The sequence below is a fragment of the Endozoicomonas sp. ALD040 genome (genome assembly GCF_049275945.1).
Lineage (GTDB): Bacteria > Pseudomonadota > Gammaproteobacteria > Pseudomonadales > Endozoicomonadaceae > Endozoicomonas_A.
Genome location: NZ_CP184829.1, coordinates 1,336,738 through 1,352,539 on the forward strand (window position 1 = coordinate 1,336,738; position 15,802 = coordinate 1,352,539).

At 49.8% G+C, this 15,802-nt stretch carries 3 protein-coding genes; all 3 read right to left on the bottom strand.

What is annotated here, in order from left to right; all coding sequences use genetic code 11:
* Window positions 1-56 precede the first annotated feature (56 nt).
* Window positions 57-254 (bottom strand): hypothetical protein, encoded by a 198-nt coding sequence (locus tag ACOJUN_RS04180; RefSeq protein WP_422135415.1) that lies wholly within the window; start codon window positions 252-254, stop codon window positions 57-59.
* Window positions 255-520: 266 nt separating this feature from the next.
* Window positions 521-8,101, bottom strand: a complete 7,581-nt coding sequence (locus ACOJUN_RS04185) for an AAA family ATPase (protein ID WP_422135416.1) — start codon at window positions 8,099-8,101, stop codon at window positions 521-523.
* 156 nt (window positions 8,102-8,257) lie between these two features.
* Window positions 8,258-15,739 (bottom strand): AAA family ATPase, encoded by a 7,482-nt coding sequence (locus ACOJUN_RS04190; RefSeq protein WP_422135417.1) that lies wholly within the window; start codon window positions 15,737-15,739, stop codon window positions 8,258-8,260.
* Between the last annotated feature and the right edge of the window lie 63 nt (window positions 15,740-15,802).

Sequence of the window (15,802 nt, forward strand, 5' to 3'; positions counted from 1 at the left end):
GATGTCCCTTGAAGGATTGCATTGAAACTGATTAATCGTTTGACCTTAGGATGAGATTAAAGTTCCATTTTAACTGTTACCCGTCTGCAGGGTTGTCCAGCCTGATGTTCGCGAAGGAAGTCGTCATTCCCGCGAAGGAGGGTGTCGCAAAACTCTGATTCCCATGCTCTGAGGTCGTCATTCCCGCGAAGGCGGGAATCCAGCGCCAACGGTGGATCTCTGTCTTCTTGGGGATGACAAGGCCAGGGGGGCATCGGGCAGTATGGTTCTGGTGGTGAGTCACTGTGGATTCCCGCCTTCGCGGGTGTCGCAAAAGGTCAATTAAAACGCTTCAAGCTTCAAACCGTCATCTCCGCGAAGGCGGAGATCCACTGTTCGTGGTGGGTTCCCGCCTGCGCGGGAACGACGATCTTGATATATCCTGCTGACCATACCCTTTTGCGACAGCCTCCTTCGCGGGAATGACGAGAATGAAGCCGGGAGTGTCGGGAGTGAAGCACTCAACATGACCAAACGGTTATCAGGTATCCAAAGCATCACAAAGCGAACTCAAATTCAGGCTGTTTAAAAACTCTTCGACAATTTTTGTCAGTTCATTGGTTTTGAGAATCAGGGCGTTACTGACGTTATGTGTTTGCCGCAAGTGGTCATCCCTAATAGCTTCCTGCGACCAGTCAGAGCTCTTGATTAAAGACATCATGGCATACAGTTCTTCTGGTGAGGATGGAGCATGAGCACCACAGTGGCCATCATCGTCTTCCGCCAGGATGAAAGCATCGGCCCAACAATAGGTTAAGCCCCCCCCTTTCGAATGTGTCATTTCATACAAGTAATAAATGAAGGCCTGTTGAATTGCTTTCCGGCATTGGTTTTTTAAGTCAAACACCAGGACTTTGTCCCTGGATGGTACCTCAAGGGACTTCAGGGTGGATTGGTACTTGCTGATGATATCAAGCCTTTCTTTCTGACTATCCGTTGCTTTCAGAGCATTAAAGCATCGTCGATCCATTGCTTCATATTGATTGATTTTTTCCAATATCTGCCTCAAGTACGGGTTGTTCTCAAGTTTCCGTTGAAGTAGGGCTTCGGCCTTTTCATTAATCACTTTGCTGTTCAGTGAGATGTTCCCCAGGATAATCACCGGACGGTAGTTGCCTTTGCCCGAGTTTAACTGCACAAAGGCAGGGTTGTGCAACAGCAGTCGTTCTATATTCGGAACGCCCTCGGGTTTGTCCGTCCAGGCAATCTCGACGGATGGACTGGCCATTATATTTTTAAGGAATGGCGAATGCCCGTTATGAGGATCAGTGATGAAGAAGGCATTCTCTTTTCCCTCCTGGAAGGTTTCATAAGCCGATTGCCATTGCTGGTTATTTTTTTCCCCGGACATCACTTCCTCATACCACTTTTTCAAGCAATGAGCGGCTTTAATGTTCAGTTCATCGACAGCTTCCAGACGCATCAATAATTTATGATGTTCAACGGTCGTCATAACATATTTGCCATAGGTCGGCACTGGATCCAGCCAACCCGATTCCAGGGCTTCACGGGCAAAGTGAATAACTGAAGGACGGGTCAAATCACTGTTTGCCAATACGTCCACTATTGAGCACAACCACTGGTCAGGGCTTGTTCCGGCCTGGTCGATCATTTTTGAATGGAGTGACTTGAGTAGTTCAGTGACCTGATCTTCATCACTGTTGGACAATATTGGTTTGAGTGCCTCCGACATTGGTTTATAGGGGGGTCTTCCGCCTCCAATCACTTTACCGACCAATGCCTTATCGTCCTCGCTCAATACTTCTGTCTCCAGCGACTGCAAGATTGAGACGCCCATGGCAAAACCGGTTAACTCTTTTTCCTCCCAGAGGTTCTTTACTATTTCGAAAGTACTCAGATTTTTTTTTGGCAAGGCATGGTCTGTCTCAAGGGTTTTGTTCAGTTCCTCGAGGCTTATACCATAGGCTTTGGCCAGAGTTTGTAGTTGTGCTAAATCAGCGTCTTTCAGGACATTCTTAAGGAGGTCCCTGCTCTTCTTCAACTCAGTGCCAGAACCTCTGAGCCGACGGGTGAGCTGGAATGCAGATGTGTGTTTTGTTGTATCGGCAGGCGCCCCGCCCAAGTCCACTGACTCCCAGGTTTGGCCTTGATCCGGGGAATACTCCGCAAAGGTGTGGAGAAGATTAGATATTGTTCGACATGGAATGCCAAAATAACGACAAAAAGCCATAAAAACAGGCGCACGATGACGACAGCGCCCTTGTCGCTGTGTGACGAGAAAGTGAAAGAAATTTTTATTGTGCTCTGCTGGTATGGCAACACCGGTGAACCCTCGGCAATAGTCCCTGATTGCTTCAATGCGTTGCGTCGTGTCTATAGCACTTTTTATTCTCTGCAATGGCTCCTGCACTTCGTGTGGTTGTTCTTTAATGTTCGTGAGCACTTCCTCCAGTACTGTTTTCATACCTTTTGAACAGCGAGCGTCAGAACGTTTTGACTGTGCTGGTTGGGCTTCTTCAGCAGGTTTTTTTTTGCTCGCTTTTCTGGACTCTACGACATAGGCAAATTTAATACTCTGATTGGCTCTGCACTCTGGAACAGACACTGTATGAAGACCGGTATAGCGATCCCTGAGCAGAACAAAGGACAACCTGGATTCCATGCGCAGGGCTACGATATAGTCGTTGACCGTGAGGCTGGGTAAAGCATACAGACCATTGTTTGGTGTCACCACCAAGGTCGCCAGTGTTTGATCGCTAGCTAATGTTACTTCCTGGTCATCCTGTGGCAATCGGGCAGGTATGAGAACTTCGACCCCCTGTACGTGTTGATAATTAATAATGGTCCGTTCGATATTGCCTTCGGGAGAGATATAAATATCCCTTGCCAACCAGCGGTAATTCCAGGAAGGAAAGTTCTGGTTATCAAAAACTCTATAATCGTGAAAGTGTCGCTTCTCATGGTTTTCATAATCTGTTTCCCAGTCCAATGCCCTGGCCGACTCTGGCTTATGGTTCTTTCTCTGAGCCAATGCTGGTGCCTGTTTCTCGTGGACTTTTGGCAGGGATTGCCCGGGAGCCATATCACCAGCAACCACTGAGGTTTTGTTAATATAATCGCTAACAAAATGGTTTGGCAGATCCCTGATCTGATGCCAGAACTCAGGCCAACACCGAACGTCATCGGCTTTCCACGCCCTTATCCGCAGATCAGCCTCCTGAAGATAAGGCTGGTTAATTGATATTTTCAGCGTGTGTATCTCTTCTTCGGTCGGGGAAAATACGCTACTGGCTTCCACACCCATCTGGCCAAACACACGATCAAACCAGCATTGTTGCCAGTGTCGGTAAAGTGCCCGGTTGAGAATATCGTCCGACTTATTGGGGTTCAGGGAAAGACCGGATGCCTGCCACCTTGCCTTAGCCACCATCCTGATTATTTCCGTTTTGGCTTCCTCTTCAATCAGATCAGTGTCGATATGAATTTCATGTTTTTTTTCATCAACACTGTTGCGATCACTGCTTCTTATCAACCATGGACGACTAATACCAGGTACCACCTGGTTGAACCATTGGCAAAGCCCGGAATGAATTGCTCCTTTGCTCATGGCAAGAGCCGTTGACTCGGGCAGTTCCTTCAGCGATAGGTTGGCGGCCATCAGGTAAAGCCGGTAGTGCTGAGTAAGACATTGATGAACGGCTTTTTCGGTAAAATTACCCCCTCTGTTGATAGCCCTGGCAACATTCTGTAAATCGAGGCTGGTGGGCTGCAATGGCAGGTTTTTCCGTTGCAGGTAAGCCCTTAAACGACAATGTTTTTCAGTCAACATTTTAGCCACGGTTTTTCCCTGCTCGTTCTCTGGCAAGACTTTTTCGGCAATGGTCTGCAATTCGGTCGAGCTGTACTGCCGGATCGGCACATGTCGAAAACGTCCTTTCAGTGCCGGTGATAAGGGTTTTCGCCCGCTGTACTCAGGCGGGTTAATGGTGGCAAACAGGTGGAAGCCCGGATGGGCGTCTCCGGCCAGAATATCGTTTAACTCCCCTTCCAGGTGCTGGCTGTCCATCAGATTCATTTCTGAAATGATTACGATGCCGCCATCGACTTTTGCTTTCTGGATCGCTTCACACAGTTGCTCCCAGGAACAATCACAGGCATTCAGGGGAAAGACCTCTGGCATGGTTTCTCCCCGTTCTTGAGCTTGCTGTTTAACACTTTTGATCAGCAGGTTCAGCGTGGCATCCTTACCGCGCCCAGCCGGGCCTTCAATCAGCGTTGCCTGACGACCGCCGTGTTTTATCTTGTGATGATAAGCCTGCTGACAGCGGCTTAAATCCTGTCCCAGCCGTTGCACCAGCTCAATGACTGCCGAACCAGAGGTGTCAAACTCAGGTCGGAATTCTTTGGTGAATGCTTCGAAGTCCCGCTGTATATCTGGCAGGGTGTGGTTATGAACTTTATCGCGCAGGGTGTTGTTCGGGTGGTAGCGCGCAGCAAACCAGATTTCCAGTGCCGAAAGGGCATCCTGTTGAGTCTCGCTGATTTCGGGACCCAACAGATCCCGGAAACTTTGCTGGATCAAACTGTTCACTTGCTCACAGCTAACACTGTCGCCTCTGGGTAACGCACGATCCAGATACCAGCCCACCCAGCTGCAGATATCGGTTAAATCCCTGGGGGTAAACTCATGCCCGGGCAACAGCTCCTGATAATATTGCCACAGTGCCATCACACTCTTGCTGGCCCTGTGTGCAATGTCGTTTATTTGCTGCTCCGGCAAATGCCGATGTAAATGCCTGACCAGAGCGGGTTCCACCACCCTGTCCCGAAGGAATGCCTGGTCCAGGCGTGGGTAGTAAGCTCTGGGCAGTTTCTCTTTCAGGGCCGGGTCCATTTGGCGCCCGGAGTAATGATCGGGATTGCCGGTGAGAATCACCCGGTGTTTTTCGCTGACCTTGACAGGATGGCCATTCACATAGATGCAGGGTTGCGGTTCCCATAAGCCGTTCAATGATGCCAGTAATCCGGCTTTGGCCAGATTGGCTTCATCGAGAACCAAGGTTATGTATTCTCCGTCTTTGTTGGATTCGGTACTGGCCCATTCCATCAGCGCCCGGTTTTGCAGGGCCATAGAGCGGTCGCCATCGGTGTGCTCCAGCCACTGCCAGCGATTCATCAGGGTTTGTTCGCTGTCACAAGGCCCAAGGCAAATGACCGAAGTCGGTCCTGAAGTTTTCGCCACTCTGGCGGAAAAGTAGCTTTTCCCTGTGCCGGTTTCCCCTTGCAGGAAGATAACGGGAGAGTCTGTAAGCCGGTCGTGGAGTCGGGATAATCGACGACTTTCACGATCCTTCTGACTTATCTCGCCGTGATAAAGATCCCGGGCCAGTGCTGACAAAGGCATATCAGCGGAACCCTGCCATTTCAGTGATTCAGACAGTCGGTGTTTTATATGTTCAATGGGTTCTGCCTCAGAATTCGCTGTTCTGGCCCTGTGAAAACATTCGCTGGCCAGCGCGTGAATAGCATCGGATCGGGTCTGCCCCGGTGACAGAGGTAAATGCCAGCCAGAAGCCAGTGCGTCTTGCAAACGTCTGATCTGTCCTGTTGGCCTGATAGCTAACGATTGATAGAGCTCTGCTGCCGCCAGATCGACTTTCAACTGATACGCTAAAGCATCTCGTTGTTCTTCAGGGCCATGGATCACGACTATGGCACAGAGTCTGTCCATAACGGCTTTTTTCCCCCGCTTTGGAAACGGACTTTCATAGGACAGTTGTAATTCGATACCTTTAAAGACTGCCGGGTCAAAGGCCCGGGCCAGTGGCCACAGGTTCCGCTTCACGAACTTTCTATCCAGTCGCGGGGCACTATTGATGATGGCAGCTAACTGATTCGGGTCTACCGTGGCGGTATGATCCTCATCCGTTGTCTTATCCGGTAACAAGTGCCAACAGGCCACTTTCATAAAATCACGCACGGACGGATTCTGCCGGGTGCCATGGGTGATGACGCTATTGATGGCTTTGCGCCAGTGGCGGGGTAAAAGCTGTGAGGAATGGTCAACCTGCTGTGCTCGTCGGGCAGCCAGTATCAGGTTATTCAATAACTCTGCGGTTATTTCCGGCAGGGGTTTACACAGGTAGCCAGGTAAGGTATCGAAGGCTTTGTAAAGTGAGTGAAGTGATTGTTCTGGCAGCTCAGTACGGGCGATATCATACTTGCGGGCATTGATATCCCAGAGATCGACCTCAGGACAGGGCTTACCTGTGGCGACCGTCGAATGAAATATCGAAGATGAGCTTTCCGTCGACTCAGGCCAGAGTAATTTGATATGAGCTTGTGGATAGGCCTGCAACTGGCCATTCACCAACAGAGGTTGCCCAATAATCAGGGGTTCCAGAAGCTGCTGCAGCGTTGGATTACTCTCCAGCCCCCGGAATACGACCGGCTTGCCAGCGGTTAATGCCTCCTGCAACGCAGTCTTGCGATGTCCGAAATGAGCCTTTTGTTCCGAGGTGATATGGATATTATCAAATAGCTGGCTGAAGCGGGTCTGTTCACTGACCTGAATGACCAGAGGTGAATCCAGCTGCTTATTGATCCAATGACTGGCCTGGGCAGATTGCTGATAAGTGAGGGTACTGAAGGCGATCTGATCTTTGTTTTTTTCCTGTGGGCAGGACAGAGAGACTTCATCGTTTTCTGTCAATCCCAGGACTTTCGGCTGATGTTTTGAATCAGTCACCTGAAGTCGGGGCTCCAGGCCGGTGGTCTCGCGAATCGCCTGCAGTGAACCCAGCAAGCGAAACCAGAGCGCCTCAGTGAGGGGAGACGTTACGGTAACTGATCCCCCCGCCCGAACCTGTTCCAACAGACAGGTGTTAGGGACTGCATAGCCTTCCGGGCTAATGGCAATGGGACTCAGCCATTGGGCAATATTACTCTGGTTGATGATGATGGGGTTGCGTGATGCTTGTTCTTTGTCAAGTGAAGGGTACAGACTTTGGAACAGTGAACGAAGCTCGTTATTCCCTACCGGCATCTGATAAAACTGAACATTGTCGGGTAATGGACAGGTCTTGTCATTGCTCTCAAAACGCTTCTGCGCCAGCATTTGTCGAATCGTCTGTTCAAAGGCCAGATCTTCCCAGTTGGCTCCTTTCAGAATCACCCGCTGTCCGGCCCTTAATGATTCAAGCTTGCCGGGGATGTGCTGGATTCGCCCCTGTTTATCTACCCCGGGACCACCCAGCAGCAACTGTCGCCAGTGACTGTGCAGGTGGCAGTCAATTAAAACGGTGTTGTCGTCTTCCGTAGTACTTTTGGCACGGGTGAATTCAGGCACTACTGGAGGAACCTCGTCGATGCTCATTGATGAGTTATTGCCGGTCTGAGTGTCAAACTGCCAGGTATTGTCCGGTCGATTAATTCGTCGCCAGAAATCAGCGCCAGGCGCGTCGTCACGCCTGCCAACCGATGTCAGCTGTGCAGGGTCTGCCACGACCAGCAGAGAAACATGTTCACCCAGAGGGCGTTTCTCCCGGTTGACTTTGTCGAACAGACAGGGGTTATCCGGGTCCAGCAGATCGTTAAATTTGGGCAGTTCATTGCCGGTGAGTTTTCGGATATCAATGACCAGGGTCAGTGGCTTTGAACTTTCAAAGAGCTTACCTGAACGCAGACTGTGGTGACCCTCTTTGGAAATGCTCAACCGGGTCACCAGATTAGCCTGTGAGAGGTCATCGGGGTGGGAAATAAGGGTGATATCCCGATTTTTATCGCTGGTCTGGGCAACTAAAAGCTGTCGAATCTCATCATCACTGGCGACAAAACGAAAATCAAAGGCATAAGGGGTCTTTGGGAGCGAGGAATCTGTTGCGGAAACGATTCTTGCTTTGTCTGGAAAGGTTGTCGAAGGTAATGATTTATTGAGTTTGGAGGCGATACCAGGGTAGACCTTTACAACCTTTAACGGTAAATCCTGCTCTGCTTTCCTGGCTGGCTCGACACTCTTTTCGTCGCTCTTTTCGCCGCTCTCAGACACGGCAATACCAAGAAAAGAGTTGTTGTCAATTTTCTCACCAATACGACCATCCATAGCCAATCTCCCAACTGCCATCTGAAGAACTGAATTGAAGTTGTTTGGTAGTTTGACCTTTAGACAATACGAAAGTTCACTTTTGACAGTCAGCTGTGATCATTGAAGGAAATCACCGATCTCGAAAAACTCATCATGACCAGATTACTATCAGGTTCACAACGCGTAAGAAAGTGAAACCAAATCCACGCTTTTCAAAAACTCTTCGGCAATCTTTGTCAGCTCACCGGCACTGAGCACCAGTGCGTTACCGGCGTTCAGTGCCTGCCGTAGGTAGTCTTCCTTTGGGTCCACAGACAATTCAGAGTCCTTAATTTCAGACATCATGGCATACAGTTCTTCTGGTGAAGATGGGTCATGAGCACCATAGGAGTGAAGCTCGCCGCAACATTGGATGGAAGCATCGCTCCAACAATAGGTTAAGCAGCCGCCTTTTGTGTGTGTCAATTTATACAGATAATGACAGAAGGCCAGCTGAATCGCCTGCGTGCATTTGTTTTCTAAATCCTCCACATCTATCTGCTGTTCAGGTTTCAAAATGTCACCATATTTAGCTTGAAACAGGAGTTCGGCCTTTATGTCAATCCATGTGTACTCCCAATCAGGTGCTCCCAGGATAATCAACCGACGGTGGTTGCCACTGCCCGAGATTAACCTCGGAAAAGCAGGCTGCTGCGCCAGCATTCGTTCTATATTGGGAATGCCCTCAGGCTCGTCTGTCCACGCGTTCTGTAATAATTGATTGGTAATTTCATACTCAAGGGATGATGAAAAACCGTCATAACAATGACTGACGAACGAGGTATCACCTTCTCTCTGTTGGAATCTTTCATAGGCCTCCTGCCATAACTGACTATTTTTTTCCCTGAACAACTGCGTATACCACTTTTTCAGGCAATGAGTGGCTTCAACCCTGAGCTCATCAACGCTTTCCAGACGCACCAATAGCGTATGATGTTCATCGGCTTCTTCTATATATTCCTCATCGTTCAGTACTGGATCCACCCAACCCGATTTCAGGACTTCAAGGGCAAAGCGAATAACCGATGGCTTGGTCAGGTCACTGTCTTCCAGTATTTCTACCATTGAACAACACCAATGGTGAGCGCTCAGGTCATCCTGATTAATTATTTTTGAATGGAGTAACTTGAGTTGTTCAATGACCTGCCCTTCATCACCGTCGGACAATATTTTTACCACTGCCTCCATTATCGGTTCAAGTTGCTTCTTGTAATCGCCCGATGCTTCTTTCCCCTGCGACACGATGATTGAGACGGCCAGGGAAAAACTGATTAAATCTCCTTTCTCCCAAAGGTTCCCGATTATGTTGGAAATAATTAGCTTGGCTTCTGGCAATGCACTGTCTGTCTCAAGGGCATTTTTCAGTTCCTCAAGGCTCATACCACAGGCTTCAGCCAGAGTTTGCTGTTGTGACCAATCAGCACCTTTCATGAGATCTTTCAGGAAAGCCTTATGCTTCTTTAACTCAGTGCTGGAATGACTGGCATTTATGGTGGGCTGAAAATAAGATTGGATGTCTGTTGACGAGACAGGCGCCCCGCCCAGATCCACTGACACCCAGGTTTGGCCTTCATCCACAGAATATTCAGCAAAGCTGTGGATTTTGCTATTCACTATCCGGGATGGAATCCCGAAATAACGACAGAAAGCAACAAAAACAGGCGTACGATGAGCGCAGCTCCCCTGACGTCGTGTTACCAGAAATTTAAAGAAATTGTTATGGCTCTTTGGTTTGGCTTTACCGGAAAACTGTCGGCAATAGTCCATGATTGCCTCAATTCGTTGCTCTGTGCCTTTGGCGTCTTTTATTTTCTGCAAAGGCACCTGTATTTCGGTCGGTTGTTTTTCAATGGTCTTGAACAGCTTGTCCAGTACGGTTTTCATACCTTTTGAACACTGGGCGTCAAGCTGTGTTAATCGTTGTGGCCGGGCTTCTTCAGGAGGTGTTTTTCTGTTCGGTTTTCTGTGTTCTACGACATAAGTATATGTAAAAACCTGATTGTCTTTGGCCTTCGGAATAAAGACTGTGTGAAGCCCGGTATATCGATCCCTGACCAGTATAAATGGCAAAGCGGGTGTTATACGCAGGGCAACGATATAGTCATTAAACGTCAGGCTGGGCAATCGATTTAGACGACCATCCAACAATGTCATTGAACAGTTTGCCAGCGTTTGATTGCTGGCTAAGGTCACTTGCTGTTCATGCTCTGGTAACGGGTCCGGTATGAGGGTTTCAACCCCCCCAATGCATTCAGTCTCCAGATTGCTCAGTTCGACGTCACCCCAGGCAGTCACATTAATATCCCGCGTCTCACAGCGATACATAGAGGAAGGATGGTGATCCGTCTTAAAAATTTTAAAATCATTAACTTGTTGCAGCTCCAGATTTTCATAGTTCGTTCCCCGGTCCAATACCTCGGAATAAAACTGGTTGATAGGAAGATTACTACTCACCGGGCCTTTATTGTTCGTTTTCTGGCCCAATGCCTGACGATCAGTCCGATTGCTGGAAGGCGTTTTGCTGACCGGGCCTATATGGCTTTTTCTCCATTTCAATGCCTTAGCCAGCTTCGAGCGGATTTTCGGACGGTATTTTTCAGGAGCGTTATCATTACCAACCGCTAAAGCTTCGTTACTATGATCGTTAACCTGATGGCTCAGTAGATTACTTATCTGATGCCAGAACGCAGGCCACAATTGAACTGCATCGGAGTTCCATGCTTCTATCCGCCGATCCGCCTCTTGAAGATAAGGCTGGGAAGCCGTTAATTTCAGGGTTTGTTGCTGTTCTTCCGTCAGTGGAAATACGCTATTAGCGTCCATGCTCATCTCGCAAAACTTATGCGCAAACCAGCGTTGCTGCCAGTGCCGATACAGTGCCTGGATGAGCAAATCGTCCGACTCATCCGGCTTCAGGGAAAGACCGGATGCCTGCCATCTGGCCTGAGCCATCCTTTTGATGATTTCCGCTTTGACGTCCGCTTTATTCGGACGAGCCTTAACACGAATTTCATGGTTTTTTTCATCAATACTGTCGAGGTCACCGGCTCTTATCAACCAGGGACGATCAATGTTCGGTACCGTTTTGTTGAACCATTTACAAAGTCGGGAATCAAGTGCTCCTTTAGCCATGGCAAGAGTCGATGATTCGGGCAGTTCCTCCAGGGACAGGTTGGCGGCCATCAGGTAAAGCCGGTAGTGCTGATTGAAGCATTGATGAAGGGCTTTTTCGCTAAAATCGCCTCCTGTTTTGACAGCCATGGCGACATCCTGTAAATCGCGACTGGTGGGCTGTAACGGCAGGTCTTTCCGTTGCAGGCAGGCTCTTAAACGACAATGTTTTTCAGTCAGCTGTTTGGCGACGGATTTCCCTTTTGGGGAGTCTGGCAACACTTTCCCGGCAATGGTCTGCAATTCTGCCGAGTTATACTGGCGGATCGGCAAATGTCGAAAACGTCCTTTCAGCGCCGGTGATAAGGGTTTTCGCCCGCTGTACTCAGGCGGGTTAATGGTGGCAAACAGGTGGAAGCCCGGATGAGCGTCTCCGGCCAGAATATCATTTAACTCACCTTCCAGATGCTGGCTGTCGATCAGGTTCATTTCCGAAATCACTACGATGCCGCCCTTTACTTTTGCTTTCTGGATCACTTCACACAGTTGCTCCCAGGAACAATCACAGGCATTCAGGGGAAAGACCTCTGGCATGGTTTTTCCCCGTTGCTTAGCCTGCTTTCTGACACTTTCAATCAACAGGTTCAGCGTGGCATCTTTACCCCGTCCGGCCGGGCCTTCAATCAGCGTTGCCTGACGACCGCCGTGTTTTATATCGCGATGATAAGCCTGCTGACAGCGGCTTAAATCCTGTCCCAGCCGTTGCACCAGCTCAATGACTGCCGATCCGGAGGTATCAAACTCAGGTCGGAATTCTTTGGTGAATGCTTCGAAGTCCCGCTGTATATCTGGCAGGGTGTGGTTATGAACTTTGTCGCGCAGGGTGTTGTCCGGGTGGTAGTGGGCAGCAAACCAGATTTCCAGTGCCGCAAGTGCATCCTGTTGAGTCTCGCTGATTTCGGGACCCAACACATCCCGAAAACTTTGCTGGATCAAACTGTTGATTTGCTCAGGAGTAACACTGCCAACTGCTGGCTGAGCACAATCAAGATACCAACCCACCCAACTGCAAATGTCTGTTAAATCCCTGGGGGTAAACTCATGCTCGGGCAACAGCTCCTGATAATATTGCCAGAGTGCCATCACACTCTTGCTGGCACTGTGTGCAATGTCGTTTATTTGATGCCGTTGTAACTGATTGAGCAAAGCGGGTTCCACTACTCTGTCTCTAAGGAAAGCCTGATCCAGACGTGGGTAGTAAGCCCTGGGCAGTTTCTCTTTCAGGGCCGGGGCCATTTGGCGCCCGGCGTAATGATCGGGGTTGCCAGTGAGAATCACCCGGTGTTTTTCGCTGACCCTGACAGGATGACCATTCACATAGATGCAGGGTTGCGGTTCCCATAAGCCGTTCAGTGATGCCAGCAATCCGGCTTCGGCCAGGTTAGCCTCATCCAGAACCAGGGTTACGTATTCTCCGTCTTTGTCGGATTTGGTATTGGCCCATTCCATCAGCGCCCGGTTTTGTTCCGCCATAGAGCGGTCGCCATCGGCGTGGTAATGCCACTGCCAGCGTTTCATCAGGGTCTGTTCGCTGTCGGAAGGTCCAAGGGAAATGACTGAAGCTTGTCCCGAAGCCCTGGCCATCTTCGCTGAAAAATAACTTTTCCCGGTGCCGGTTTCTCCCTGCAGGAAGATAACGGGAGAGTCCATAAGCCGGTCGTGGAGCCGGGATAAACGACGGCTTTCACGATCTTCCTGACTCATCTCGCCATGATAAAGATCCCTGGCCAATGCAGACAGGGGCTCATCAGCGGAACCCTGCCATTTCAGTGATTCAGACAGCTGATTTTTTATACGTTCAATGCCTTCTGTCTCAGAACCCGCTGTTCTGGCCCTATGAAAACAATCGCTGGCCAGGCCGTGGATGGCATCGGATCGGGTTTGCCCTGAGTGCAAAGGTAACTGCCAGCCACAAGCCAGTGCATCTTGTAAGCGTTTAATCTGTCTGGCTGGCTCGATAGCTAAGGATTGCCAAGGCTTTGTTGCCGCCGGATCGACTGCCAGCTGATAGGCTATAGCATCCCGTTGTTTTTCAGGCGCATGGGCCAGGATCATGGCACAGAGCCTGTCCATAACGTCTTTTTCACCTTGCTCTGGAAATGGACTTTTATAGGACAGTTGTAATTCGATACCTTTAAAGACTGCCGGGTCAAAGGCTCGGGCCAGTGGCCACAGGTTCTGTTCCACAAACACTCTATTCAATGGCAGGGCACTGTTGATGATGGCGTTTAACCGATCCGGGTCTACCGAGGCGGCTTGATCCTGGTCCGGCGTCTTATCCGGTAACAGGTGCCAACAGGCTACTTTCATAAAATCCCGCACTGAAGGATGCTGTCGGGTGCCATGGGTGATGACGCTATTGATGGCCTTGCGCCAGTGGCGGGGCAGGAGCTGCAGGGAGTGGTCAACCTGCTGTGCCCGGCGGGCAGCCATTATCAGGTTATTCAGCAAACCTGCGGTCATTTCAGGCAGAGGGCTGCAAAGATGGGCAGGTACAGTTTTAAAGGCTTTGTAAAGCTGTTTAAGCGCATGCTCTGGCAGCTCAGTACGGGCGATATCATACTTGCGGGCATTGATATCCCAGAGATCGACCTCAGGACAGGGCTTACCTGTGGCGACCGTCGAATGAAATATCGAAGATGAGCTTTCCGTCGACTCAGGCCAGAGTAATTTGATATGAGCTTGTGGATAGGCCTGCAACTGGCCATTCACCAACAGAGGTTGCCCAATAATCAGGGGTTCCAGAAGCTGCTGCAGCGTTGGATTACTCTCCAGCCCCCGGAATACGACCGGCTTGCCAGCGGTTAATGCCTCCTGCAACGCAGTCTTGCGATGTCCGAAATGAGCCTTTTGTTCCGAGGTGATATGGATATTATCAAATAGCTGGCTGAAGCGGGTCTGTTCATTGACCTGAATGACCAGAGGTGAATCCGGCTGCTTATTGATCCAATGACTGGCCTGGGCAGATTGCTGATAAGTGAGGGTACTGAAGGCGATCTGATCTTTGTTTTTTTCCTGTGGGCAGGACAGAGAGACTTCATCGTTTTCTGTCAATCCCAGGACTTTCGGCTGATGTTTTGAATCAGCCACCTGAAGTCGGGGCTCCAGGCCGGTGGTCTTACGAATCGCCTGCAGTGAACCCAGCAAGCGAAACCAGAGCGCCTCAGTGAGGGGAGACGTTACGGTGACTGATCCCCCCGCCCGAATCTGTTCCAACAGACAGGTGTTAGGGGTTGCATAGCCTTCCGGGGTAATGGCAATGGGACTCAGCCATTGGGTAATATTACTCTGGTTGATGATGATGGGGTTGCGTGATGCTTGTTCTTTGTCAAGTGAAGGGTACAGACTTTGGAACAGTGAACGAAGCTCGTTATTCCCTACCGGCATCTGATAAAACTGAACATTGTCGGGTAATGGACAGGTCTTGTCATTGCTCTCAAAACGCTTCTGCGCCAGCATTTGTCGAATCGTCTGTTCAAAGGCCAGATCTTCCCAGTTGGCTCCTTTCAGAATCACCCGCTGTCCGGCCCTTAATGATTCAAGCTTGCCGGGGATGTGCTGGATTCGCCCCTGTTTGTCGACTCCGGGGCCACCCAGCAGTAATTGTCGCCAGTGACTGTGCAAGTGGCAGTCAATTAAAACGGTATTGTCGTCATTCATAGCACTTTCGGCACCCGTGAATTCAGGCACTACTGGAGGAACCTCGTCGATGCTCATTGATGAGTCATTGCCGGTCTGTGCGTCAAACTGCCAAGTATTGCCCGGTCGATTAATTCGTCGCCAGAAATCAGCCCCCGGTGCATCGGCTGCGGGCACATCTTCATGCTGGCCAGCCGATGCCAGCTGTTTAGGGTCTGCCACGACTAATAGGGAAACATGCTCTCCCAGAGGGCGTTTCTTCTGGCTGACTTTGTCGTACAGGCAGGGGTTATCCGGGTCCAGCAGATCGTTAAATCTGGGCAGTTCATCACTGGTGAGGTTTCGGATATCTATCATCAGGGTTAATGGCTTTGAACTTTCAAAGAGCTTGCCTGAACGCAGAGTGTGGCGACCCTCTTCGGAAATGCTTAACCGGGTCACCAGATTAGCCTGTGAGAGGTCATCGGGGTGGGAAATAAGGGTGACATCCCGAGTATCACCGCCGGTCTGGGCAACTAAAAGCTGACGAACTTCATCATCACTGGCGACAAAACGGAAATCGAAGGCATGAGAGACCTTTTGGTGTGATGAATCTATTGGGGATACGCTTCTCGCTCTGTCGGGCAACGTCCTCGAAGGAAAGGATTTATTGAGTCCGGGAGTTACAACAGAACAGGTTTTTGTTTTCTTTGACGATGAATCCAGCTCTGCTTTCCTGATTGGCACGCTGCTCTTTTCACCGCTCTCAGACAGGGCAAAACCAGGAACAGGGTTGTTGTCTATTTTCTCACCAATACGACCATCCATAGTCAATCTCCCAACTGCTATCTGAAGAGCTGAATTCAAGTTGTTTAATTATTAGACCTTTAG